Annotated in this window: 25 protein-coding genes and 1 pseudogene; 11 read left to right on the forward strand and 15 right to left on the reverse strand. The window is 71.6% G+C overall.

Translation table 11 applies throughout. The features are described from left to right. Positions 1-19: 19 nt before the first annotated feature. On the forward strand, positions 20-616 hold the full coding sequence (locus tag ACZ402_RS06945) for a hypothetical protein (RefSeq protein WP_375824832.1): 597 nt from the start codon (positions 20-22) through the stop codon (positions 614-616). A 52-nt stretch (positions 617-668) separates the two neighbouring features. Further along, complete coding sequence (locus ACZ402_RS06950; RefSeq protein WP_375824833.1) at positions 669-1,214, forward strand: hypothetical protein; 546 nt, start codon at positions 669-671, stop codon at positions 1,212-1,214. A 231-nt stretch (positions 1,215-1,445) separates the two neighbouring features. Here ACZ402_RS06950 and ACZ402_RS06955 read toward each other — a convergent pair whose 3' ends face one another. From ACZ402_RS06955 to ACZ402_RS06965, 3 genes and pseudogenes are all read right to left on the reverse strand, one after another. After that, a complete protein-coding gene (locus tag ACZ402_RS06955) occupies positions 1,446-1,643 on the reverse strand; it encodes a hypothetical protein (protein WP_375824834.1) in 198 nt (65 codons plus the stop codon). Positions 1,644-1,912: 269 nt separating this feature from the next. Further along, a pseudogene (locus tag ACZ402_RS06960) lies at positions 1,913-2,374 on the reverse strand (aldo/keto reductase); the annotation flags it as partial. 46 nt (positions 2,375-2,420) lie between these two features. Then, positions 2,421-3,011 (reverse strand): DUF3043 domain-containing protein, encoded by a 591-nt coding sequence (locus ACZ402_RS06965; RefSeq protein WP_375824835.1) that lies wholly within the window; start codon positions 3,009-3,011, stop codon positions 2,421-2,423. Between the two features lie 113 nt (positions 3,012-3,124). Between ACZ402_RS06965 and ACZ402_RS06970 the strand changes: the two genes are divergently transcribed. Then, positions 3,125-4,540, forward strand: a complete 1,416-nt coding sequence (locus ACZ402_RS06970) for a dipeptidase (RefSeq protein WP_375824955.1) — start codon at positions 3,125-3,127, stop codon at positions 4,538-4,540. A gap of 40 nt (positions 4,541-4,580) precedes the next feature. Here ACZ402_RS06970 and ACZ402_RS06975 read toward each other — a convergent pair whose 3' ends face one another. Together ACZ402_RS06975 and ACZ402_RS06980 are read right to left on the reverse strand one after the other, a co-directional pair. Beyond that, positions 4,581-5,402 carry a VOC family protein gene (locus ACZ402_RS06975; RefSeq protein WP_375824836.1) on the reverse strand — a complete coding sequence of 274 codons (822 nt, stop codon included), beginning with the start codon at positions 5,400-5,402 and terminating at the stop codon, positions 4,581-4,583. A gap of 49 nt (positions 5,403-5,451) precedes the next feature. After that, entirely contained in the window at positions 5,452-5,982 is a 531-nt protein-coding gene (locus ACZ402_RS06980; protein WP_375824837.1) for an acyl-CoA thioesterase, read from the reverse strand. Positions 5,983-6,077: 95 nt separating this feature from the next. On the opposite strand from ACZ402_RS06980, the gene ACZ402_RS06985 reads away from it, so the two are divergent. Then, a complete protein-coding gene (locus ACZ402_RS06985; RefSeq protein WP_375824838.1) occupies positions 6,078-6,473 on the forward strand; it encodes a DUF3817 domain-containing protein in 396 nt (131 codons plus the stop codon). 28 nt (positions 6,474-6,501) lie between these two features. Here the strand turns inward: ACZ402_RS06985 and ACZ402_RS06990 are convergent, their stop codons facing one another. Together ACZ402_RS06990 and nadA are read right to left on the reverse strand one after the other, a co-directional pair. Then, positions 6,502-7,101 carry a DJ-1/PfpI family protein gene (locus ACZ402_RS06990; RefSeq protein ID WP_064316583.1) on the reverse strand — a complete coding sequence of 200 codons (600 nt, stop codon included), beginning with the start codon at positions 7,099-7,101 and terminating at the stop codon, positions 6,502-6,504. A gap of 52 nt (positions 7,102-7,153) precedes the next feature. Beyond that, positions 7,154-8,362, reverse strand: coding sequence for a quinolinate synthase NadA (gene nadA, locus ACZ402_RS06995; protein WP_375824956.1), 1,209 nt, complete (start codon positions 8,360-8,362; stop codon positions 7,154-7,156). A 114-nt stretch (positions 8,363-8,476) separates the two neighbouring features. Here nadA and ACZ402_RS07000 point away from each other — a divergent pair, with 114 nt between their 5' ends. Next, positions 8,477-9,694, forward strand: coding sequence for a glycerate kinase (locus ACZ402_RS07000; protein WP_375824839.1), 1,218 nt, complete (start codon positions 8,477-8,479; stop codon positions 9,692-9,694). Positions 9,695-9,707: 13 nt separating this feature from the next. On the opposite strand, the gene ACZ402_RS07005 is transcribed toward ACZ402_RS07000, so the two are convergent. Continuing rightward, positions 9,708-10,136, reverse strand: coding sequence for a VOC family protein (locus tag ACZ402_RS07005; protein ID WP_375824840.1), 429 nt, complete (start codon positions 10,134-10,136; stop codon positions 9,708-9,710). A gap of 191 nt (positions 10,137-10,327) precedes the next feature. Here ACZ402_RS07005 and erpA point away from each other — a divergent pair, with 191 nt between their 5' ends. After that, on the forward strand, positions 10,328-10,678 hold the full coding sequence (gene erpA / locus ACZ402_RS07010) for an iron-sulfur cluster insertion protein ErpA (RefSeq protein WP_047234275.1): 351 nt from the start codon (positions 10,328-10,330) through the stop codon (positions 10,676-10,678). 105 nt (positions 10,679-10,783) lie between these two features. On the opposite strand, the gene ACZ402_RS07015 is transcribed toward erpA, so the two are convergent. Both ACZ402_RS07015 and ACZ402_RS07020 read right to left on the reverse strand, forming a co-directional pair. Beyond that, positions 10,784-11,026 (reverse strand): sulfurtransferase TusA family protein, encoded by a 243-nt coding sequence (locus ACZ402_RS07015; protein WP_375824841.1) that lies wholly within the window; start codon positions 11,024-11,026, stop codon positions 10,784-10,786. Between the two features lie 17 nt (positions 11,027-11,043). Next, a complete protein-coding gene (locus ACZ402_RS07020; RefSeq protein ID WP_375824842.1) occupies positions 11,044-12,189 on the reverse strand; it encodes a cysteine desulfurase family protein in 1,146 nt (381 codons plus the stop codon). A gap of 400 nt (positions 12,190-12,589) precedes the next feature. Between ACZ402_RS07020 and ctaC the strand changes: the two genes are divergently transcribed. From ctaC to ACZ402_RS07035, 3 genes are read left to right on the forward strand one after another with little or no spacing between them, the layout of a single operon-like run. Then, positions 12,590-13,510 carry an aa3-type cytochrome oxidase subunit II gene (gene ctaC, locus ACZ402_RS07025; protein WP_375824843.1) on the forward strand — a complete coding sequence of 307 codons (921 nt, stop codon included), beginning with the start codon at positions 12,590-12,592 and terminating at the stop codon, positions 13,508-13,510. Next, positions 13,510-15,333, forward strand: coding sequence for an aa3-type cytochrome oxidase subunit I (ctaD, locus tag ACZ402_RS07030; protein WP_375824844.1), 1,824 nt, complete (start codon positions 13,510-13,512; stop codon positions 15,331-15,333). The genes ctaC and ctaD overlap by 1 nt, the downstream gene beginning before the upstream one ends. Further along, positions 15,330-15,728: a cytochrome c oxidase subunit 4 gene (locus tag ACZ402_RS07035; protein WP_375824845.1), complete on the forward strand. Its 399-nt coding sequence runs from the start codon at positions 15,330-15,332 to the stop codon at positions 15,726-15,728. Before ctaD ends, ACZ402_RS07035 begins: the two co-directional genes overlap by 4 nt. Positions 15,729-15,981: 253 nt before the next feature. Here ACZ402_RS07035 and ACZ402_RS07040 read toward each other — a convergent pair whose 3' ends face one another. The 5 genes from ACZ402_RS07040 to ctaE form a co-directional block, all read right to left on the reverse strand. Beyond that, entirely contained in the window at positions 15,982-16,608 is a 627-nt protein-coding gene (locus tag ACZ402_RS07040) for a superoxide dismutase (RefSeq protein WP_053369073.1), read from the reverse strand. A 190-nt stretch (positions 16,609-16,798) separates the two neighbouring features. After that, positions 16,799-18,562 (reverse strand): cytochrome bc1 complex cytochrome b subunit, encoded by a 1,764-nt coding sequence (qcrB, locus tag ACZ402_RS07045; RefSeq protein ID WP_375824846.1) that lies wholly within the window; start codon positions 18,560-18,562, stop codon positions 16,799-16,801. Beyond that, positions 18,559-19,620 carry a cytochrome bc1 complex Rieske iron-sulfur subunit gene (qcrA, locus tag ACZ402_RS07050; RefSeq protein ID WP_375824847.1) on the reverse strand — a complete coding sequence of 354 codons (1,062 nt, stop codon included), beginning with the start codon at positions 19,618-19,620 and terminating at the stop codon, positions 18,559-18,561. The genes qcrB and qcrA overlap by 4 nt, the downstream gene beginning before the upstream one ends. Continuing rightward, positions 19,617-20,396, reverse strand: a complete 780-nt coding sequence (gene qcrC / locus ACZ402_RS07055) for a cytochrome bc1 complex diheme cytochrome c subunit (protein WP_375824848.1) — start codon at positions 20,394-20,396, stop codon at positions 19,617-19,619. Before qcrC ends, qcrA begins: the two co-directional genes overlap by 4 nt. A 73-nt stretch (positions 20,397-20,469) precedes the next feature. Beyond that, positions 20,470-21,120, reverse strand: coding sequence for an aa3-type cytochrome oxidase subunit III (gene ctaE, locus ACZ402_RS07060; protein ID WP_087472315.1), 651 nt, complete (start codon positions 21,118-21,120; stop codon positions 20,470-20,472). Between the two features lie 319 nt (positions 21,121-21,439). Here ctaE and ACZ402_RS07065 point away from each other — a divergent pair, with 319 nt between their 5' ends. Further along, positions 21,440-21,877, forward strand: coding sequence for a response regulator (locus ACZ402_RS07065; RefSeq protein ID WP_375824849.1), 438 nt, complete (start codon positions 21,440-21,442; stop codon positions 21,875-21,877). 33 nt (positions 21,878-21,910) lie between these two features. Continuing rightward, positions 21,911-23,008: an anthranilate phosphoribosyltransferase gene (trpD, locus tag ACZ402_RS07070; protein WP_375824850.1), complete on the forward strand. Its 1,098-nt coding sequence runs from the start codon at positions 21,911-21,913 to the stop codon at positions 23,006-23,008. The last annotated feature ends 27 nt before the right edge of the window (positions 23,009-23,035 follow it).

The raw sequence follows: 23,035 nt of genomic DNA on the forward strand, positions 1-23,035 counted from the left end.
GGCGGGTACGCTCCCCGTCATGAACGCTGCGAACTGGATTGCGTTGGTCGCCGTGATCGTCAGCCCGCTTGTGAGCATCTACGTCGTCCGCACATCTGGTCGCCGCGAGGATGAGCGTGAGAGTCAACGACGCCTCGACGCACTGGATTATGAGGGGAGGAGCAGGCAGGATCGACGGAAGGAACACTGGCTCGACCTAAAGCGGGAAGCGTATACGAAACTACGCGGAGCAATGGATGACTTCGACGAACTCTACTGGCGCATGACTCAATTGCCGTGGAACAAGACGTCCAAGCGTATTTTCGAGAGCGTCGATCGAGCGCTCGCGGCGCGTGACGGGATGAGGTCTGCGCTTCGAGAGTTGGAGTTCCTCGCTCCAGAGGCCATTACCGACCTCGCTCGCGAGTACACGCGTCATGTTTGGCGTACGTACGAGGAGACGTCTTCCATGGACATACTCTTCAGCGAGAACCCGAAAGCTGGGGCAATTATTCACAATGCTCCGAAGAGGTTGAGCGACGAGGAATTTAGCGTACGCGAAACGCGAAGGCTTGAGATTCAGCGCGACCTATTCGCGATGATGCGTCGTGACCTCGGCTTCGACATCCCAGTTTGAGGCGCGACCGCATGGATGGATGCCGGTGGAGCAGACGGTTACGCTCCGCACCATGGAACTACGCGAGTGGTTGCCCCTCGTCGTCTCGGGCGTGCTCGGCCTCGCAGGCATCATCGCCGGTCTCTGGGGCACGCTCGCCAACCTGCGCGCCCAGGACCGACGCGACAAGCGAGCAGCGGCAGAACGAAGCGAGCAGGCAGACCGTGACATCGAAGCCGCGCGCCGAGCCCACCTGCTCGACGAACGCCGCGTCGCGTATGCCGAACTAGCGACGGTTGCGGGTCGCTGGGTGGACAAACTCATCAGGCGAGGGACCAACGAGGACGAGCTAACACTGGACCGTTCGCTGTCTCACCTTGGACCGATCGGTCGCTCCGACACCCTGTGGCACGACAGCGCTGCGGCATTCGCAACGGTTCGAGTCGTCGGGCGCGCGCAAATCGGCTATGAGGCACAAGCTCTCGAAACGGAACTCCGGGCGCTCGACGCGGGCGACGGCTGGTCGAAATCAACTCCACAACGACTGTCCGACCTTCAAGCCACATACGAGTTGCTCGTTTACCACATGCAGGAGGACCTCTCCTCCGACGGCGCGTAGTCGACCAGAATTACGGATCTATCTCGCGATGTCATTTCGACGACCGCAAACGGATTTCAAGACTTGCTAGTTTTTTGAGTTGAGATCGCCGTCTGCCAGAGCATCTGTTTCCCGTTTGTGTTCGGGTTTTGCGTCGAACCCCTCCCGAACATGACGAATCCCGCGATCTACGCCGATGTGATCGCGGGATATCGAGAAGTGGCGCCGTGTGACGCCTCGCAGGGGTTGACGCTATGCGCGTCCGATCCTGGCGTCGACGCGTGCGCGCGTGTAGGCGCGGTGTGCGGAGTCTGCGAGCGTGCGGAGTGCTGCTGCGCCCTCGTGGTCGCCGGACTGTTCGGCGGCGTTGGCGTCGGCGCGGTGCTTCGCGACGATGCGTGCGCGGCGGGCTGCGATGCGGTCCGCCTGTGTCGTGGTGATCGTGTCCATGGGATGCCTCCGTGGTCGGTCGTGAGCGCGTCACGGTAGGCGGGTCTGCTGGGGGCGTTTCTGGGGCCGGGGGAGTTGCTAGCTCTTTCGTCGGCTCAGCCGCGCGTGACCTCGGTCACGGAGAGTGTGGGCATCTTCGGCATGCTCCCTCGTCGAGGGCGGTCGCCTGTCGCGACCGAAGTGCTGGAACTCCAACGATCCGCGCATACCGTGTCACCGCTGCTCACGGGCGTATAGGACCGTTCGTAGGCGTAAGGCGCCTAACAACCCTTCGTGACGCCGATGTACAGGGCCTTGCCCTGCCGGACGATGTCCGCGAACGCCTGCATCGTCTCCTCGAGCGGCGTCTCCGTGTCGTACCGGTGCGCCTGGTAGAGGTCGACGTAGTCGGTGCCGAGGCGCTGGAGCGAGCCGTTGATCGACTCCATGACGTGCTTGCGGGACAGGCCCGTGTCGTTGGGGCCGCCGGGGCCGGTCGGCCAGTAGACCTTCGTGAAGATCTCCAGCGACTCGCGACGCTGTCCCTTGAGCGCGTCGCCGAGGACCTGCTCGGCCTTCGTGTTCGCGTAGACGTCTGCGGTGTCGAACGTCGAGATGCCGGCGTCGAGCGCCGCGTGGACGCACGCCGTCGCGACGTCGTTCTCGACCTGGGAGCCGTGGGTGAGCCAGTTGCCGTAGGTGATCTCGGAGATCTTGAGACCCGAGTTGCCGAGGTAGCGGTAGTCGACCATGGGCTCAACCTAACCGCCGGACGGTTGCCTCAGGAACCGCTCCGGGTCACTCCGGGAAGACGCCGTGCTTCTTGTGCGTCGGCTTGGGCAGGCGCGCCCGGCGCAGCTGGAACGCCCGCATGACGGCGTACATCGTCGTGCCCTTGGGGATCTCGCCGAACTTCGCGAGCAGGCGCTTGCGCAGCCGGCGCCACATGATGAAGCCGTCCACGACCGTCAGCAGCACGATGACGTAGAGCGTCATCACCGTGAGGAACGCGAGGTCCTGGTTCTGCGCGGTGAGGAACGAGAAGACGATGAACACCAGCGCGACGGGGAGGAAGAACTCGCCGAGGTTCCAGCGCGCGTCGACGAACTCGCGCACGTAGCGCTTGACCGGGCCCTTGTCGCGCGGCGGCAGGTAGCGCTCGTCGCCCGTCTGCATCGCCTGGTACTGGCGGTCGCGCATCTCGCGCTGCTTCTCCCGCGCGGACTTGGCGGCGGCGCGACGGTCGTTCGGCACGAGGGGTCGCTTGTTCGCGGCCTCGGAGACCTTGCGCTTGGGCGTCGGGCGGCCCTTGCCGGCCTGCTCGATCTCGGCCGCCTGCTCGACAGGGTCGGGGGCGGGCGTCGCGGCGGGCTTGTTGCGGGAGAACACCCCACCAGCGTAGTCGAGCCGCGGCAGTGCCGGACGCCGCCCCCCCAGGACCGGCCCGCGCGCGGTGTCGTACGGTGCTCGTCGTGACGAACTCACCCGAACCCACCGTCCCTGTGCCCGGCACCGCGCCGGGCACGACGCCCGGTACCGCGCCCGGCCCCGATCTCGCGACCACGCTCCGCGAGACCGTCGCGCGCCTGTTCCCCGCCCTGCGTGCGGACCTCGAGTCCCTGGTGCGCGTGCCGAGCGTGTCGAACGCCGCGTTCGACCAGGCGCACGTCGCGGCGAGCGCCGACGCCGTCGCAGCGCTCCTGCGCGACGCCGGCCTGCCCGAGGTCCAGGTGCTGCGCGCCCGGGCCGCCGACGGTACGGAGGGTGCGCCCGCCGTCGTCGCGCGCCGTCCTGCGCCCGACGGCGCCCCGACCGTCCTCCTGTACGCGCACCACGACGTGCAGCCCCCGGGCGACGCCGCCGCGTGGGAGTCCGACCCGTTCGAGCCGACCGAGCGCGACGGGCGCCTGTACGGACGCGGCGCGGCGGACGACAAGGCGGGCGTCGTGGCGCACCTCGGCGCGCTCCGGGCGTTCGCCGAGCTGGGCGAGCTGCCGGTGGGCGTGACGGTGTTCGTCGAGGGCGAGGAGGAGGTCGGCTCGCCGACGTTCCTGCCCTTCCTCACGCAGTACCGCGACCTGCTCGCGGCGGACGTCATCGTCGTCGCGGACTCGTCGAACTGGAAGATCGGTGTGCCGGCGCTCACGACGTCGCTGCGCGGCCTCGTCGACTGCGAGGTCGAGGTCGCCGTGCTCGACCACGCGGTGCACTCGGGCATGTTCGGCGGTCCCGTGCTCGACGCCGTGACGCTGCTCGCGCGGCTCGTCGCGACGCTGCACGACGACGCGGGCAACGTCGCCGTGCCCGGGCTGGTCACGGCGGCCGAGCCGACGGTCGACTACGCCGAGGCCGACTTCCGCGCCGACTCGTCGCTCCTCGACGGCACGGTCCTCGCGGGGGAGGGCAGCATCGCCGGGCGGCTCTGGACCAAGCCCGCGATCGCCGTCATCGGTCTCGACGCGCCGAGCGTCGCGCACGCGTCCAACACCCTGACGCCCCGCGCGACCGCGAAGCTCTCGGTGCGGCTCGCACCGGGGCAGGACCCGGCCGCCGCGATGGCCGCGCTCCGCACGCACCTCGAGACGAACGCGCCCCTCGGCGCCCGGGTCACCGTGCGCGACGGCGAGCAGGGCAAGCCGTTCCTCGCCCCCGGCGACTCCGACGCGATGCGGGCGGCGCGGTGGGCGTTCGCGACGTCGTGGGGCACCGACCCGGTCGACATCGGCGTGGGCGGGTCGATCCCGTTCATCGCCGACCTGCTCGAGGTCTTCCCCGACGCGGCGATCCTCGTGACGGGCGTCGAGGACCCGGACTCGCGCGCGCACGGCGCCAACGAGTCGGTGCACCTCGGCGAGCTCGAGAAGGTCGTGCTCGCCGAGGCGCTCCTGCTCGCCCGGCTCGGCGGCGCGGCCGCCTGACCCGGGACCGCGCGGTCCGCGCGCGGCGGCGCTCGCCCGGTCAGCCGGGGAGCGCCGCCCGCAGGTCGGCGGCCTCGGCGAGGGTCGTCCCGACGGCGTCGCGCACCGCCGGGGCGAGGGCGCCCACCAGCGCGTCGAGGTCGTCGAGGTGCGTGCGGGCCGCGTCGGGGTCGCCCGCGCGGACGGCGAGCTCGGCCAGGTAGGTGAGCGCGCGCACGCGGTCGGCGGCGTCGGCGTCGTCCCCGGCGCGCCGCAGCGCGCCCGCGAGGATCTTGCGCGCCTGGACGGGGTCGCCGTGCGAGTCGGCCTGCACGACGGCGTCGTCCAGCGCCCGCGCGAGCCGCCCCGCGGGGCGGGCGGCGTAGGCGTCGACGGCGGACGCCCCGGCCGCGTCCGTGGTCGGCGCCGCCGCGGCGGGGGAGCGGCGCATCACGCGGACCCAGTTGCCGGCGGGGTCCACGAGGCTGAAGCCCGTCGTGCCGCCCGCGTTCGCGCGCCGCCGTGGGCGGGTGATCCGCGGGAAGCCCGTGAGCGGCAGCCGCCCGTAGCGCGCGCGCAGCCCCGCGGCGAACGCCTCGAAGACCGGCGCCGTGTCCTCCACGACGACGATGCACGTGCTGTAGCTGTCCTGCGGCTCGATCCCGTCGAGCCCGAAGTAGTGGATGTCCACGCCGCCGCGGCGCACCGCGAGGTACGGGTTGGGCCGGAGCTGGCGGTAGGTCACGTCGAAGCCGAGCGCGGTCCAGAAGTCGCGCAGCTCGTCGATGTCCCGGCAGGGCAGGGCCGGGACCATGGTCGCGTCGAACGGGTCGGTGGCGGGGCGGTCCGGGTGCGGATCGGGGTCAGGTGCTCGGTCGGTCACCGAGCCATCGAAGCACCCGACCCCCGCGCGGGACCAGGGTGCCGGGTGGTCAGCCGCGGTGCGCGACGTCGACCGCCCGGGACCACCGGGCGACGTCGTCCGGGAGCTCGGGAGAGACGACGTCGCCGCCCAGGAGCCCGACGACGTCGGGCGCGGCGATCCGGTCGCCGGACCCGCGCGCGAGGAACCTGCCCGCGACGAGGCCGCGCGCGCACAGGTCGCCGCCGCGCGAGAACACCTGCTCCAGGTAGACGACGCGCTCGTCCCAGCCCAGGACGCGCGTCGCGATCTCGAAGCGGTCCCACAGCTGGAGCGAGCGGCGGTACTTCATGGTCGACGCGGCGACGACGGGGTACCAGCCCTTGTCCTTGAGCAGGGGGAACCCGCCGAGGTCGGCGATGAAGTTGCTGCGCGCGACGTCCATCATCTGCAGGTAGACACCGTTGTTGACGTGCAGGTAGAAGTCGAGGTCGCCCGGGTGCACACGCATGCGGGTGACGGACGGCTCGAGGACGCCGCGGCCCGGCACGGCCTTGCGGGGCAGCGTGCTGGCGACGAGGAGCTGGATCTGGCGGGTCACCCGGGCAGGCTACTACCTCGCACCAGCGGTATCAGGTACCTCCGCCGCAGGAGTCCCGGGCGGCCCTGTCATCTGCGTGTGCGAGGATGCGCGCCGTGACGACGACGAGCCCCGCCCCTCGCCCCACCGCCACCGCCGACACCGGGTCGCCCGCGCCGGCGCACCCGTGGCAGGTCCGCGCCTTCCGCGCGGTCGCGATCGCCGAGGCGTTCTCCTGGGCCGGGCTGCTCGTCGGGATGTACCTCAAGTGGGTCGCGGGGACCACGGAGCGCGGCGTGGAGATCTTCGGCCCGGTCCACGGCGCCCTCGTGCTCGTCTACGTGGCGCTCGCCCTGCTCGTCGCCGTGCGCGTCCGCTGGTCGCTCTGGACGACGTTCCTCGCCCTGGCCGCGACGATCCCGCCGTTCTGCACCGTCGTCTTCGACGTCTGGGCGCACCGCTCGGGCCGCTACACGCACCCGGCGAGCCGGACCGAGGTCGCCGGAGCCTGATCCCGCGGGCGTCGCGACGACGCGCGCCTCAGACCGGCGGGTCGGGGTCGTACTGGATGCCGCGGCGCACGGCGCGCGCGACGTCGTCGCTCTCCAGGCGCGCGACCAGGTGCAGCGCCATGTCGATCCCCGCGGACACGCCGGCGGACGTGACGACGTCGCCGTCGTCCACGAACCGCGCCTCGGTGTCGACCACGATGCTCGGGTCGATCTCGGCGAGCTCGTCGTAGTGCTCCCAGTGGGTCGTCGCGGGCCGCCCCGCGAGCAGCCCCGCCGCGGCGAGCACGAGCGAGCCCGTGCACACGCTCGCGATGACCGGGGTCTGGGCGCGCATCGCGCGCAGCCACTCGAGGTGCACGCGGTCCGCGAGGAGCGAGCGCGTCCCCCAGCCGCCGGGGTAGACGAGCAGGTGCAGGGGCCCGACGTCGTCCGCTGAGCGGTCGGGGAGCAGCCGCAGGCCCTTGGCGAGCCGCACGCCGCCGCCGTCCCACGAGAACGTGGACACGTGCGGCTTGAGCGCCGAGTGCTCGGCCCACGCGGACAGCACCTCGAACGGCCCGGCGACGTCGAGCTCCTCCGCCTCGTCGAACACGAAGATGCCGACGTTCATGCCGTTCCCGGTGCTCATGCCTACCTCCGCGTGCCCCCGGCTGCTCGAGGGACCTCGCCCCCGTCCGGCGCTAGATGCCCGGCAGGGCGAGCATCTGGTCGAGCGCGACGCGCGCCCAGTGCGCGTCGTCGGCGTCCACGACGATCCGGTTCACCACGCGCCCCGCGACGAGCGACTCCATCGCCCACACGAGGTGCGGCAGGTCGATCCGGTTCATCGTCGAGCAGAAGCACACCGTCGAGTCGAGGTAGTGCACCTGCTTGTCCGGGTGGGCGCGCGCGACGCGGCGCACCAGGTTGAGCTCGGTCCCGATCGCCCACGACGAGCCCGGCTCCGCGGCGTCGAGCATCTTGATGATGTACTCCGTCGACCCGACGAAGTCCGCCGCCGTGACGACCTCGTGCTTGCACTCGGGGTGCACCAGCACGTTGACGTCCGGGACCGCGGCGCGCATGTCGCTCACGTTCTTCGCGGAGAACCGCCCGTGCACCGAGCAGTGCCCGCGCCACAGGATCATCCGCGCGTCGCGCAGCTCGGCGTCCGTGAGGCCGCCGTTCGGCTTGCGCGGGTCGAACACGACGCAGTCGTCGAGCGACATCGCGAGCTTGAGCACGGCCGTGTTGCGGCCCAGGTGCTGGTCGGGCAGGAACAGCACCTTGCCCGTGCCGTCCACCCCGCCCACCTGGTCGAACGCCCAGCGGAGCGCGACCTCCGCGTTCGACGACGTGCACACCGTGCCGCCGTGCCGACCCGTGAACGCCTTGATCGCGGCCGAGGAGTTCATGTACGTCACGGGGATCGTCGAGTCGGCGATGCCGACCTCCTCGAGCACGTCCCACGCGTCCTCGACCTGGTCGATCGCCGCCATGTCCGCCATCGAGCAGCCGGCCGCGAGGTCCGGCAGCACGACCTGCTGCGCGTCGGACGTGAGGATGTCCGCGCTCTCCGCCATGAAGTGCACGCCGCAGAAGAGGATGAACTCCGCCTCGGGCCGCGCCGCGGCCTCGCGCGCGAGCTTGAACGAGTCGCCCGTCACGTCGGCGAAGTCGATGACCTCGTCGCGCTGGTAGTGGTGACCGAGCACGAACGCCCGCTCGCCCAGCGCGGCACGCGCGACCCGGGCGCGCTCCACGAGGTCCGGGTCGCTCGGCGCGGGCAGCTCGCCCACGCACTCGACCCCGCGCTCGGACGCGAGGTCACGGCCCTGCCCCAGCAGGAGCAGGGCGGAAGGGCTGGGTTCGGCGAACCCGCCCTGGCGCGAGGTGTTCGGCTCGTCCACGGACGACAGCAAGGTGCTACCAGTGCTCACGGCACCATCGTCGCACAGCGCCGCCGCGGCCGAGCGGGCGTCCCGCGGGGGCCGGACGGGCGCCCGCCCTGGCACAATCCGGGCATGCGCGTGCTGCTCACCGGGTCCGCCGTCCCCCCCGCGCCCGACGGCGCCTGGCCGGCCGCGGACGCCCCGTCGCCACCCGGTCCCGCCGGGCCGACGCTCGACGACGTCGCCGGTCGGTGGGCGCCGCACGCCCAGGTCGAGACGGTGGCGCTCGCCGCGTCCGGGCCCGCGTTCCTCGAGGCGGTCGCGCCCGTCGCGCCCGAGGTCCTCGCCGGAGCGGTCCCGGGGCCGGACGGGGACGACGTCCCGGTCGCGGTCCGCCGTCGGACGCCGAGCGGGGACGGCACGGGCACGCGCCGGACCGTCTACGTCGACGCCTCCCAGGTGCCCGCCACGGGCCCCGGCGAGGTGCTCGAGGGAGACGCGGGAGCGGCGACCGTGCCCGCCCGGTCCTCGACCGCCGTCGGGCACCTCCTGGCGCTCGCGGCCGACGCCGCGCGCGGACCCGACGGGGAGCCCGGGCGGGTCGTCCTCGCCACCGGCGGGAGCACGAGCCACGACGCCGGGCTCGGGGCGCTGCTGGCGCTCGCGGGGGCGCCGTCGCTCGCCCGCGACCCGCGGACCGTCGTCCCGACCGACGTCGTGCGCGCCGCGCGGGCCGCGCTCGGCGGCGCCGACCTCGTGGCGGCCGTCGCGTCCGACGTCCCGCTGCTCGGCCTGCACGGGGCGAGCGCGGCGCTCGACGCCCGAGGCGTGGACCCCGTGGTGGCCCAGCACCTGGAGCGCGCGCTCGGCGCGGTCGCGCACGGCGTGGCGTCCGCCGTCGACCATGCGGCGGAGGCCGGGGGAGCCGGCCGCGCGCTCGCGGGTCGCGACCTCCTCGCCGCGTCGACGGCGGGCCGTCGCCTGGTGGGTCTGCCGGGGGCGGGGAGCGGCGGCGGGCTCGCCTACGCGGTCGCGGCCCTGGGCGGGCGGCTCGTGCCCGGGCGGCGCGTCGTCGCCGACGACCTGGGGCTCGACGCGCGCCTCGCGGGCGCGGACGTCGTCGTCGTGCTCGCGGACGAGCTCGGGGCCCACGAGCTGGGGGACGGGACGGTGCACGAGGTCGCCTCCCGCGCGGCCCAGCACGCGCTCCCCGTCGTCGTGGTGGCGCGCGCGGTCGTCGCCGGGCGCCGCGAGCAGGCCGCCGCGGGGCTCAGCGGCGCGTACGCGTGGGGCGACGGTGACGCGCGCGCCCTCGTGGAGCGCGTCGCGCGCACCTGGTCGCACCGCTGACGCCAGCGGCTCCTCAGCCGAGGTCGACGCTCCCGTCCGCGCGGACGGACCAGGCCGGGTTGTGCGCGACCTCCCACACCAGGCCGTTGGGGTCGGCGACGTGAGCGTGGAAGACCCCGCCGAACTCGCCCTCCTGCGGCTCCTTGCGGACGGTCCCGCCCGCGGCGACCATCGCCTGCACGAGCTCGACGACCGCGGACCGGGACCCCACGTTGTGCGACAGCGTGAGGCCCGTCGTGGCCGGGGTAGCGTCCGGGGTGCCGGCGTCGCGCGCGAAGGCCGACGCCTCGAAGAAGCCGAGGAGCTGGCCCGCCGCCGAGCGATAGAAGACGATCTCGCCGGGCACGTCGAGCTGCGCGGTCCAGCCGAGCGCGCCGTAGAAGGCCCGCGCGGCATCCAGGTCGCGCGTCGCGACCGTCACGAAGTGCAACGACTGGTCCATGCGTCTCCCGTCGGCGGGCCGCGCCACCGGTGCGGCGCGGGCTCCGTTCGACCGTACGCCGCCGGGTGGTCGTAGACTCGGGAACACGACCGGCACGAGTGGTGTTGAGGACCTGACGGGATCTCTCTCGAGAGGTCCGTAGAAGCCGGCCACCACCGGGGCAGCACTGCCCCCGACAGCGCGGAGACGAGATGAGCGAGACCACCGACATTGCCACGCACGGCGTCAACCTGACCGACGGGGCCGCGGACAAGGTCCGCACCCTCCTCGAGCAGGAGGGTCGCGACGACCTGCGCCTGCGTGTCGCGGTGCAGCCCGGCGGCTGCTCCGGCCTGATCTACCAGCTCTACTTCGACGAGCGCGTGCTCGACGGCGACGCGCTGCGCGACTACGACGGCGTCGAGGTCGTGGTCGACAAGATGAGCGTCCCGTACCTCGAGGGCGCGACGATCGACTTCGCGGACACGATCGAGAAGCAGGGCTTCACGATCGACAACCCCAACGCGGGCAGCGCCTGCGCCTGCGGCGGCTCCTTCAGCTGACCGCGCGGCGTGCCCCGCGCACGCCGTCCTGGACCGCACGAGCCCGGCCACCCGCACCGCGGGTGGCCGGGCTCGCGTCGTCCCGGCCGCGAGCCCGACGACACGTCAGGCGCCGAGCTCGACCGTGATCGCCCAGGCGTCGTCCTCGTCGTGGTCGTCGCGCGCGTGAGGGAGCGCCTCCTCGCCGACGAGCGTGTGCCCGCGCATCCGAGCCCAGGCCGGGACGTCGAGGCGCGCGGCGGGATCGGTCGACCACACCGTGAGGCGCGTGCCCGCGTGCCGGTCGCGCGCCGCCGCGGCGAGCCGGATCACCGGCAGCGGGCAGCGCAGCCCGCGCGCGTCGACCACGTCGGGAGCGTCGCCCGTCACAGGCCCTGCACCCCCAGCGTCGCGCGCACGCGCGCGACGGCCCCGGGCAGCGCGTCGAGCAGCCGGTCGACGTCTGCCTCGGTCGTCGACCGGTCGAGCGCGATGCGCACGTTCCCGTGCGTGAGCACGCCCATCGCGGCGAGGACGTGCGACGGCTCGAGCGTGCTCGACGTGCACGCGGACCCCGACCCGACGGCGACGCCCTCGCGGTCGAGGTCGGTGAGCAGCGCCTCGCCGTCCACGTAGAGGAACGAGAACGTCGCCACGTGCGGCAGGCGGTCGGCGGCGTCGCCGACCACCTCGACGTCGGGGATCTCGGCGACGCGCGCGCGGACCCGGTCGACGAGCGCGCGGCGGCGCGCGTCCTCGGCCTCCCGGTCCGCCAGCACCGCCTGGAGCGCGACGGCGGCCGCGAACGCCGCGGGCACGGACACCCCGCCGGGGGCCCACGGGTCGGGGTCCTCCGGGGAGGGGCTGCGCCGTCGGACGCGGGAGCGGACCGCGAGCACCCCGACCCCGGGACCCCCACCCCAGTCGGCCGGGTCGGCGGCGAGCGCGTCCCACGACGCGGGGACCTCGTCGTGACCGACGCTCGCCCCCGCGTCGACGAGGAGCGGGACCCCGGCCGCGCGCGCGGCGTCGTGCACCGCCCCGACGGGCTGGCGCGTGCCGACCTCGCCGTTGGCGAGCTGGAGCGCGGCGAGCGCGACGCCCGGGCGCGCGACGGCGTCGGACATCGCGGCCGCGTCGACCCGGCCGGTGCGGTCCACCCCGACGACCTCGCGCTCGAGCCCGCCGTGCTCGGCCGCGTGCAGCACGGCGGCACGCTCGACGGCGCCGACGACGACCCGTCGGCCGGTGCGTGCGCGTGCCCCGGCCAGCGCGGCGACGGCGGCGTGCAGCGACGCCGTGTGGGTGTGCGTGAAGTGCACCTCCTCCGTCCGAGCGCCGAGCGCGGCACCGACCGCCTCGCGCGCGCCGTCGAGCAGCGCGGCGGCACGACGACCCTCCGCGTGCAGGCGGCGGGGGTCGGCCCAGCCGTCGTCGAGCGCACGGTCGAAGGCCTCGCGCGCGAGCGGGTGCCAGGGCGCGCGCCCGCCGTTGTCGAGCCGGGCCCGCCGGGCGGGGGTGGTGTGTGTCACATGGTCTCCAGGGCGCTGGCGGTCGGGCCGCGATGGCGCGGCGCGGGCCGGGGATCCGGTCGACCGCGCCAGGGTGGCGCGTCGCGGGCCTCCCGCGGGGCGTCGGATCGTTGCGCTCGCGCGGACCGCGACGGGGCGTCGGTGCGAGCCCGGACGCTCCACCGGCACGGTACCGCCCTGCCGGGCGGAGCGTCGGTGTGGCAAGGATCTGACAGACCCGGCGCGGGTGTGGTGAACCCACCCTGACCGGCGACGACGTGTGCCGCATCTCGCCCGCCCGTCGCGCGTTCCGGGCCACGAAGGGCGGAATCCCGCGCTAGGCTTCGTGTGTCGAGGACGAAGGTCCTGTGCTGGGCTCGTAAAGACGGGTTCGGGCAGGACGTGACGTGAAAGGCCCCCCTTGCACTCGCAACCCCCTAGCCGCACACGGCGCACCATCCTGCGGGCGACGGCCCTCGCCGTCGCCGTCGCTGCGGTGGCGTCCGGCTGCGCCAGCGACACGGTCCAGCGCGGGTTCCTGCCCGGTTACGAGGACGGGGAGGTGACCAACCAGACCGCCCGGATCACGTCGCTGTGGACCGGCTCGTGGATCGCCGCCCTCATCGTCGGCGTCATCACGTGGGGCCTCATGCTGTGGTGCGTCGCGGCCTACCGCAAGCGCAAGGACGACCACCGGCTCCCGGTCCAGACGCGGTACCACCTGCCGCTCGAGATCATGTACACGGCCGTGCCGATCATCATGGTGCTCGTCCTGTTCTTCTACACGGACCGCGACATGACCGCGATCGTGGACAAGGACGTCGAGACGGACATGACCGTCCAGGTCATCGGCAAGCAGTGGAGCTGGGACTTCAACTACGTGGACGAGGACGTCTACGAGACCGGCCAGCACCTCGCCGACGTCGGCGGCACCATGACGGTGGACGCGGAGATCGACGGCGCGCCCGGCACGTCGGAGGCCCTGCCGACGCTGTACCTGCCGGCGGGGGAGAGCGTCCGCTTCGTCCTGGACTCGCGCGACGTGATCCACTCGTTCTGGATCCCCGCGTTCCTCTACAAGCTCGACATGATCCCGCACCGCACCAACGAGTTCGTGGTCACCCCGCAGCGCGAGGGCGTCTACGCCGGCAAGTGCGCCGAGCTCTGCGGCGAGCACCACTCGGGGATGCTCTTCAACGTCGAGATCGTCGACCGCGCCGAGTTCGACGCGCAGATGGAGGCGCTCCGCGAGAAGGGGCAGGAGGGCCAGATCCCGGTCGAGGGATTCAGCCGCCTCCAGGACCCGAACCCCGTCCCCGCTAGCACGGAGGGTGAGCACTGATGGTCGCGCAGGCCGAAGTCATCCCCGGTCTCGCCCCTCGGCGCCAGACCCTCGGTCGGACCGTGATCAAGTGGGTCACGTCCACCGACCACAAGACGATCGGGTACATGTACCTGATCACGTCGTTCATCTTCTTCTGCATCGGCGGCCTCATGGCCCTCGTGATCCGCGCGGAGCTCTTCGAGCCCGGGATCCAGCTCGTGCAGAGCAAGGAGCAGTACAACCAGCTCTTCACGATGCACGGCACGATCATGCTGCTGCTGTTCGCGACCCCGCTGTTCGCCGGGTTCGCCAACGTCATCATGCCGCTGCAGATCGGTGCGCCGGACGTCGCGTTCCCGCGACTGAACATGTTCGCGTACTGGCTCTACCTCTTCGGCGGGCTCATCGCCTCGGCCGGCTTCTTCACGCCGCAGGGCGCGGCCTCGTTCGGGTGGTTCGCCTACGCGCCGCTGTCGAACACGACGTTCAGTCCGGGTCTCGGGGGAGACCTGTGGGTGTTCGGCCTCGCGCTCGCCGGCTTCGGCACCATCCTCGGTGCCGTCAACTTCATCACCACGATCATCACCATGCGCGCGCCCGGCATGACGATGTTCCGCATGCCGATCTTCACGTGGAACACGCTCATCACGAGCCTCCTCGTGCTCATGGCGTTCCCGCCGCTGGCCGCCGCGCTCTTCGCGCTCGGCGCCGACCGGCGCCTCGGTGCCCAGATCTTCAACCCCGAGAACGGGGGAGCGATCCTCTGGCAGCACCTGTTCTGGTTCTTCGGGCACCCTGAGGTGTACATCATCGCGCTGCCGTTCTTCGGCATCGTGTCCGAGATCTTCCCGGTCTTCGCCCGCAAGCCGATCTTCGGCTACAAGGGCCTCGTCTACGCGACGATCGCCATCGCGGCGCTGTCCGTCACGGTGTGGGCCCACCACATGTACGTGACCGGCGCGGTCCTGCTGCCGTTCTTCGCGTTCATGACGATGCTCATCGCCGTCCCGACCGGCGTGAAGTTCTTCAACTGGATCGGCACGCTGTGGCGAGGCAAGCTCACGTTCGAGACACCGATGCTCTGGTCGATCGGCTTCCTCGTGACCTTCCTCTTCGGCGGTCTGACGGGCGTCATCCTGTCGAGCCCGGCCATGGACTTCCACATCTCCGACTCCTACTTCGTGGTGGCGCACTTCCACTACGTCGTGTTCGGCACCGTGGTGTTCGCGATGTTCGCGGGCTTCTACTTCTGGTGGCCCAAGTTCACCGGCCGGATGCTCAACGAGCGCCTCGGCAAGCTGCACTTCTGGCTGCTGTTCATCGGCTTCCACATGACGTTCCTCATCCAGCACTGGCTGGGCGTCGAGGGCATGCCGCGCCGCTACGCGGACTACGCGCCGTCGGACGGCTTCACGTGGGAGAACCAGGTCTCGACGGTCGGTGCGTTCATCCTCGCCGCGTCGACGCTGCCGTTCCTCTGGAACGTCTACACGACCTGGCGCAACGCGCCCAAGGTCGAGGTCGACGACCCGTGGGGCTACGGCCGCTCGCTCGAGTGGGCGACGTCCTGCCCGCCCCCGCGCCACAACTTCACGTCGCTACCGCGCATCCGCTCCGAGTCGCCCGCGTTCGACCTGCACCACCCCGAGGTCGCGGCGATGGACCACGCGGAGCCGAACCCGAACGTCCTCGAGCAGGTCTACGGCGAGGCGGACCGCCGCGGTGAGAAGAGCGTCGCGCTCGACCGCCTGAGCGGTGCGGAGACCGCGAGCGACTCCACGACGACCACGATCGTCGACGAACCGCGCACTGGCACGACCGACGAGGAGGCCGGGAAGTGAAGGTCGAGTACAAGCTGTTCATCCTGCTGGCGCCGTTCTTCGCGGTGGTGGGGCTCGTCTACGGCTTCTGGAGCCACTGGGAGCCCGTCGGCAGCGCCGCGCTGCTGCTCACTGCCGGCCTGGCCGGGATGATCGGTGCCTACCTGGCGCTGACCGCGAAGCGCATCGACGCCCGGCCCGAGGATGACCCCGAGGGCCTCATCGAGCAGGGTGCCGGCGACCAGGGCGTCTACGCCCCGTGGAGCTGGTGGCCGCTCGCGATCGCCGGCTCGGCCGCGATCGTCTTCCTCGGCCTCGCCGTCGGCTGGTGGCTCGTCTACGTCGGGTTCGCGCTCAGCGCCGTCGCCCTCGTCGGCTGGGTCTTCGAGTTCTCTCGCGGCCAGCACGCCCACTGATCGACTCCACGTCCCCTCGGGACGTCCGAACGGCCCGGTCCCCACAGGGACCGGGCCGTTCGTCGTTCGTCGACCTTCCGGACAACGTCGGACGACACCTCTGCGTGACCCCGGACTGAGCCCGACGCCGCCGCCGTCAGGCTGCCGAACACGACATGAGGGTCGTTATCCACCGGATAACGGCCCTCATGTCGTGTTCGCGGGCGGGCAGGGTCGTGCTCGCCCCCGGGGCCTAGGCCCCGGGTGGGTGTCGTCAGGCGGGGACGATGAGCCCGGCGGTCTGGGTCTTGGCGCGCTGGAGGCGGGCCTCGGCGTCGGACCAGTTGACGAGGTTCCACCAGGCGGTGACGTAGTCGGCGCGCACGTTCTGGTAGTCGAGGTAGTAGGCGTGCTCCCAGACGTCGAGCAGCACGATCGGCGTGAGGCCGAGGGTGAGGTTGCCCTGCTGGTCGTAGAGCTGGACGGTGACGAGCTTGGAGCCGATGGAGTCCCAGGCGAGGATGGCCCAGCCCGAGCCCTGGACGCCGGCGGCGACGGCGGCGAACTGCTTCTTGAAGGCGTCGAAGGAGCCGAAGTGCTCGTCGATCGCGGCGCCGATCTCGCCGGTGGGCTCGCCGCCGCCCTCGGGGGAGAGGTTGGTCCAGAAGGCGGAGTGGTTGACGTGGCCGCCGAGGTTGAACGCGAGGTTCTTCTCGTGGAGGTTGATCGCGGCGAAGTCGCCGGTCTCGCGGGCCTCGGCGAGCTTCTCCAGGGCGGTGTTCGCGCCGGTGACGTAGGCCTGGTGGTGCTTGGAGTGGTGCAGCTCCATGATCCGCCCGGAGATGTGCGGCTCGAGCGCACCGTAGTCGTAGGACAGCTCGGGCAGGGTGTAGACGGGCATCCGGAGGACCTCCTGGTACCGGGGCCGCCGGAAGGGGTCCAGCGGCCGCTGTGCGGTGAACTGGCGGTGTCTCGGCACTCTCAGGCGGACGCGGGCGTCCGCGCCCGGGTGCCGAGACGACGACGACCCGCGACCTGTCCACCTCGATGAGGGGACTGGTCGCGGGTCATCGTCCTACTGTGCAGGAACCTCAGGGTCGACGCTCGTCGGCGCCCTTCTCCGGCTCCACGAAGTCGCGCCCACCACCGACGGTGGCGGCACCGGCTTCGATCTGCTCGTGGCTCTCGCCCTCGAGCGCGTCGTGCTCACCGTGCGAGTGCGCGGCCGCGAGCTCGGCGGGCGTCACGGGCTCGATCCGGTCCTCGTAGAAGAACCGCGACAGGCGCTGGAGGCGCTTGTCCTTCTTGTAGCCCTTGCGGCGCACCCCGCGGGAGTCCGTCGCCGGCTCGATCTCGAGCGGCTCGTGGGCCTGGTAGTTGACCCGGAGCCAGCGCTCCTGCTCGTCGAGCGGGCGGTGGACCTCGATGTACTCGCCGTGCGCGAACCGCACGATCCGGCCCGTCTCGTGACCGTGGAGCACGAGCTCGCGGTCCTTGCGCTGCAGGCCGAGGCAGATGCGCTTGGTGATCCAGAACGCGAACCACGGGCCGACGAAGAAGAGGATCCGGAACGCCCACGTGATCGTGTTGATCGACATGTGGAAGTGCGTGGCGATGAGGTCGTTCGACCCGGCGAGCGCCAGGATGATGAACGCCGTGAGGAAGGCGACGCCCAGACCGGTGCGGACCGGGACGTTGCGCGGACGGTCGAGGACGTGGTGCTCACGCTTGTCCTTCGTCACCGCGGCCTCGAGGAACGGGTAGACGAACAGGAACGTGAACAGCAGGCCCGGGACTACCACGGCCGGGATCAGGACGTTGAGGGGCACGGTGTAGTCGCCCCACGTCACGAACTCCGCCTGGCCGGGCATGAGTCGTAGCGAGCCCTCGAGGAACAGCATGTACCAGTCGGGCTGGGCTCCCGCGGACACCGGTGACGGGTCGAACGGACCGTAGTTCCACACGTTGTTGATCGCCATCGTGCCGCCCATGAGGGCGAGGATGCCGAACACGACGAAGAAGAAGCCGCCGGCCTTGGCCACGTACACCGGGAACAGCGGGTAGCCGACCACGTTCGTGTCCGTGCGGCCGCCACCGGGGTACTGCGTGTGCTTGTGCAGCACGACGAAGAAGAGGTGGAGCGCGACGAGCGCGAGGATCAGGCCCGGCACCAGCAGGATGTGCACCGTGAAGAGCCTCGGGATGATGTGCTCGCCCGGGAACTCGCCGCCGAAGATGAAGTACGAGAGGTACGACCCGATGAGCGGGATCGACTTCACGACACCGTCGGTGATGCGCAGGCCGTTGCCGGACAGGACGTCGTCGGGGAGGGAGTAGCCCGAGAACCCGGCGGCGAGACCCATGATCATGAGCAGCATGCCCACGAGCCAGTTGACCTCGCGCGGCTTGCGGAAGGCGCCGGTGAAGAACACGCGCATCATGTGCGTGACGATCGCGGCGAGGAAGATCAGCGCGGCCCAGTGGTGGATCTGCCGCATGAGCAGGCCGCCACGGACCTCGAACGACATGTGCAGCGTCGACGCGAACGCGTCCGACATGAGCACGCCGTTCATCGACGCGGGCTCGCCGTGGTACGTGACGAGCGACATGCTCGGCACGAAGAACATGGTGAGGAAGATGCCCGTGAGGATCAGGACGACGAACGAGTACAGCGCGATCTCGCCGAGGAGGAACGACCAGTGGTCGGGGAAGACCTTGCGCGCGAACTCCTTGACGGCGACGCCGATGCCGGTGCGCTGGTCCAGGTAGTCGGCGGCCTTGCCGGCGGGGGTCGTCGGCGCGGCTGCCTTCGGTGCGGCCGCCTTGGGTGCGGCGGTTCCGGTGCTGGTGGTCACTTCAGACGCTCCCAGAAGCTCGGGCCGATGGGCTCGTGGAAGTCGCTCTGGGCGACCAGGTAGCCCTCGTCATCAACGGTGATCGGCAGCTGCGGCAGGGGCCGCTTCGCGGGCCCGAAGACCACCTTCGCGCTGTCGGCCACGTCGAACGTCGACTGGTGGCACGGGCACAGCAGGTGGTGCGTCTGCTGCTCGTAGAGCGCCACGGGGCAGCCGACGTGCGTGCAGATCTTGGAGAACGCGACGATGCCGTCGTACGACCAGCTCTCTCCGGGAGGGGACTGCTCGGACACGATGTCGCGCGGGTCGAGACGGACCAGCAGGACGACGGCCTTGGCCTTTTCCGTGATCCACTCGTGGGACTGCATCTCCTCCTGGGAGGCCTCGGGGATGATGTGCACGACCGAGCCGATCGTCACGTCCGCCGCCTTGATGGGCCGACCCGAGGGGTCGATCGCGAGGCGCGTCCCGGGCTTCCAGAGCGTGTGCTTGAACTTGGAGACGTTCCAGTCGCCGCCGACGCTCCCGACGAGCGGGACGGCGATGGTGAGCGGGAACAGCGCGAGCGCGGAGATCACCGCGCCCTTGAGGACGCCGCGACGGGCGATGCCCGAGTCCTTGGCGCCGGCCTCGAGCTCGGCGATCGCACCGGCGCGGGTCTCCGCGTCGCTCGCGATCGGGTGGCGCTCGTCGACCTTCTCGTGGTCGGACATGAGCACCTTCGCCCAGTGCACGGCACCCAGGCCGATGCCGAGCAGCGCGAAGGCGATGGCCACGCCGAGCGAGAGCGTCGACAGGCGCACGCCGGCCGTGGTCCCGTCCGGCGGGATGACGAAGTACACGACGAGCGCGGCGATCGTGCCGATCACCGAGAGGCCGAAGAGCGTCGCGACCTGGCGCTCGCCGCGCTTGGACGCCTTCGGGTCGCGGTCGGCCATGCGGCTCTTGTGCTCCGGCAGACCCGGGTCCGGGAACGTCTCGAGGGTGCCGTGCTCCTCGCGGTGCCCGACCTCGCGGTGCGAGGACTCGGGCGACCGGGGGCTCTGGTAGTCGCTCACGAGGACTTCGCTCCGATCCACACTGCGGCCCCGATGAGGAGGCCCATTCCGACGATCCAGGCCCACAGACCCTCGCTGACGGGGCCGAGCGAGCCGAGCGACAGGCCACCGGCCGAGCCCTCGCGCTGGGACTCGAGGAACGCGATGACGTCGCGCTTCTCCTCGGGCGTGACGGTCGCGTCGTTGAAGACCGGCATCGACTGCGGGCCGGTGAGCATCGCCTGGTAGATGTTGCGCTCCGACGTCTCCCACAGCGGGGGCGCGAACTTGCCCTCGGAGAGGGCGCCGCCGGCGCCGACGGCGTTGTGGCACATCGCGCAGTTGGTGCGGAAGATCGCGGCGCCGTTCGCGACGTCGCCGAGCGAGGCGTCGACCTGCTCGTCCGTCGGGATCGCCGGGCCGGCGCCGAGCGAGGCGACGTAGGCGGCGAGCTGCGCCGTCTGCTCCTCGTCGAACTGGCGAGGCTTCTGGATGGCCTGCGGACCGTCCATCTGCATGGGCATGCGGCCGGTGGACACCTGGAAGTCGACCGACGCGGCGCCGACGCCGACGAGCGACGGAGCCGTGTCCGAGCCCTCGGCGTTCGGGCCGTGGCACGTGGCGCAGTTGGCCTGGAACAGCTTCTGGCCGGTCTCGATGTCCTCGGTGCTGGCGGTCTCGGCGTTGGCCGGAGTCGGTGCAAAGGCGGCGTAGACGCCACCGGTGACCAGCAGCGCCAGCAGCAGCAGCACGACCGGCGCGAGGCGGTGGTGTCTGCGGGCGGCGAGTGCCTTCACGAAATGATCCTCGTCTCGCAGGTGGGGGAGCAGGGGGCGGGTGGGCGGGCCGGGGCGGACCCCGGGCGTGTCGTCAGCGCAAGATGTAGATCACGAAGAACAGCGCGATCCACACGACGTCGACGAAGTGCCAGTAGTAGGACGTCACGATGGCCGTCGTGGCCTCGTGGTGCCCGAAGTTCTTGGCCGAGAACGAGCGGCCGAGAAGGAACAGGAAGGCGATCAGGCCGCCGACGACGTGGAGGCCGTGGAAGCCGGTCGTGATGTAGAAGACGGACCCGTAGGGCGTCGAGGAGATCGAGACGCCGTGCTCGACGAGCTCGGCGTACTCGAAGATCTGACCACCGATGAAGAACGCGCCCATGAGGAACGTGAGCGTCATCCACTCGTTCATCCCCCAGCGGTTCACCTGGAAGATCGAGCCGGTGCGCACGGGCTGGAAGCGCTCGGCGGCCCACACGCCCATCTGGCACGTCACCGACGACAGCACCAGGACGGTCGTGTTGATCGCCGCGAAGGTCAGGTTGAGCTTGTCCGCTTGCAGGGCCCACTCGTCGGCGGGCATCACGGCGCGGACCGTGAAGTACATAGCGAAGAGGCCGGCGAAGAACATGAGCTCGCTGGCCAGCCACACGATCGTCCCGACCGAGACGGGGTTCGGTCGGTTGACGCTCACGTGCTGATGGGCGTGGGGGGCAGCCGTTGCGGTCGACACAGGAGCCATTATGGCCGACGAACGGCCGCTTCGCGGCACGCAGACGGCCGCCCGGAGGCGGTGAATCTCACAATGTCTCCAGATCTTCCCACGGAGACCTGCACTTGGTGACGGATCGCTGCTAAGTGCCATGAAACTGGCATGCGCCCGAGGGCGGCCAGGGCCCTTGGTCCCGGGTCCCGCGCCGGTCGGCGCGGGTACCGCGCGAGGGGGTGCTGCGATCCGCTCCGACGTGCCAAGATGCCAGTCGGGACGTGCGCGCCGCGGTGCCGTGGCGCGCCCCTCCCGGACCACCCTGAGGGAAACCACGAAGGCGACGGTGACGACGATGACGACGACCGTGACGACGACGCACGGGGACACGAGCGTGACCCCGCGCGCGCCGCGCATCCTCCTCTACAGCGACGACGTGACGGTGCGCGAGCAGGTGCGTCTCGCCGTCGGTCGGCGGCTGGGTGCGGGTCAGCCGGACATCGAGTGGCTCGAGGTCGCGACGCCGACGACCGTCGTGACCGCGGCGGACGCGGGCGGCTGGGACCTGCTCGTCCTCGACGGGGAGGCCGACAAGGCCGGCGGCATGGGTCTGTGCCGCCAGCTCAAGAACGAGGTCTACCGCTGCCCGCCCGTCCTGGTCCTCACCGGCAGGCCGCAGGACGGTTGGCTAGCATCGTGGTCGCTCGCCGACGACGCGGTGCCCCGGCCGTTCGACGCGGTCGCCCTCCAGCGCGCCGTCGCCGACCTGCTGCGTGCCGCCGGCACGCGGTAGCCGACAGGAGACCGTCCAGCCGAAGGGCCACCCGTGACCGCCACCCCGCACCCCGCCGCCTCGACCACGAGCGACTCGACGGGCACGGGGCTCACGTGGCCCGGCCTGCTGACCGAGCTCGTCGCGGGGCACGACCTCGACGCCGACTCGACCGGCTGGGCGATGGACCAGGTGATGTCGGGCGAGGTGTCGCCCGTGCGGCTCGCGAGCTTCCTCGTGGCGCTGCGCGCGAAGGGTGAGACCGTCGCCGAGCTGACGGGCCTCGCGGACGCGATGCTGGCCCACGCGAGCCGGTTCTCCGTGGACGGTCCGGCGGTCGACATCGTCGGCACGGGCGGCGACCGCGCGCACACGGTCAACATCTCGACCATGGCCTCGCTCGTCATCGCGGGCGCGGGCGTGCGGGTCGTCAAGCACGGCAACCGTGCCGCGACCTCGTCGTCGGGCGCGGCGGACGTGCTCGAGGAGCTGGGCATCCGGCTCGACCACGGCCCCGAGCGCGTGGCCCGCATCGTGCAGGAGGCGGGCATCACGTTCTGCTTCGCGATGGTCTTCCACCCGTCCATGCGCCACGCGGGCGTCGCGCGCAAGGAGCTCGGCATCCCGACGGCGTTCAACGTCCTCGGCCCGCTCACGAACCCCGCGCAGCCGCGTGCGGCCGCCATCGGTGTCGCGGACGCGCGCATGGCGCCGCTCATCGCCGGGGTGCTGGCGGGGCGCGGGACCTCGGCGCTCGTGTTCCGCGGCGACGACGGGCTCGACGAGCTCGCGGCGACGGGCGGGGCGACGGTCTGGGAGGTGCGCGACGGCGTCGTGACCGAGCAGCGGCTCGACCCGGTCGCGGACCTGGGCCTCGCGCCGGTGACGATCGCCGAGCTGCGCGGTGGCGAGGCGGCGCACAACGCCGACGTCGCGCGTCGCTTCCTGGCGGGCGAGGCCGGGCCGGTGCGCGAGACGGTGCTGCTCAACGCGGCCGCCGGGCTCGTCGCGGACGGCACGCTGCCCGGGACCGCGGAGGGGACGCTCGCCGAGCGGCTCCGCGCCGCCTACGAGATCGCGGCGCGCAGCGTGGACACGGGCGCGGCCCGTGAGGTCCTCGCGCGCTGGGCCGAGGCGGCGGCGCGGGACTGACCCCGCGACGGCGGGCCGGCCGGCGGT

It is taken from the genome of Cellulosimicrobium sp. NPDC030954, assembly GCF_055571305.1.

Bases quoted from the DNA above. Each gene is read 5' to 3' on its own strand.
- ACZ402_RS06945 (WP_375824832.1), top strand. From the start codon at position 20: ATGAACGCTGCGAACTGGATTGCGTTGGTCGCCGTGATCGTCAGCCCG.
- ACZ402_RS06950 (WP_375824833.1), top strand. From the start codon at position 669: ATGGAACTACGCGAGTGGTTGCCCCTCGTCGTCTCGGGCGTGCTCGGC.
- ACZ402_RS06955 (WP_375824834.1), bottom strand. From the start codon at position 1,643: ATGGACACGATCACCACGACACAGGCGGACCGCATCGCAGCCCGCCGC.
- ACZ402_RS06990 (WP_064316583.1), bottom strand. From the start codon at position 7,101: ATGAGCACCGGGAACGGCATGAACGTCGGCATCTTCGTGTTCGACGAG.
- ACZ402_RS07000 (WP_375824839.1), top strand. From the start codon at position 8,477: ATGCGCGTGCTGCTCACCGGGTCCGCCGTCCCCCCCGCGCCCGACGGC.
- ACZ402_RS07005 (WP_375824840.1), bottom strand. From the start codon at position 10,136: ATGGACCAGTCGTTGCACTTCGTGACGGTCGCGACGCGCGACCTGGAT.
- erpA (WP_047234275.1), top strand. From the start codon at position 10,328: ATGAGCGAGACCACCGACATTGCCACGCACGGCGTCAACCTGACCGAC.
- ctaD (WP_375824844.1), top strand. From the start codon at position 13,510: ATGGTCGCGCAGGCCGAAGTCATCCCCGGTCTCGCCCCTCGGCGCCAG.
- ACZ402_RS07040 (WP_053369073.1), bottom strand. From the start codon at position 16,608: ATGCCCGTCTACACCCTGCCCGAGCTGTCCTACGACTACGGTGCGCTC.
- ctaE (WP_087472315.1), bottom strand. From the start codon at position 21,120: ATGGCTCCTGTGTCGACCGCAACGGCTGCCCCCCACGCCCATCAGCAC.
- ACZ402_RS07065 (WP_375824849.1), top strand. From the start codon at position 21,440: ATGACGACGACCGTGACGACGACGCACGGGGACACGAGCGTGACCCCG.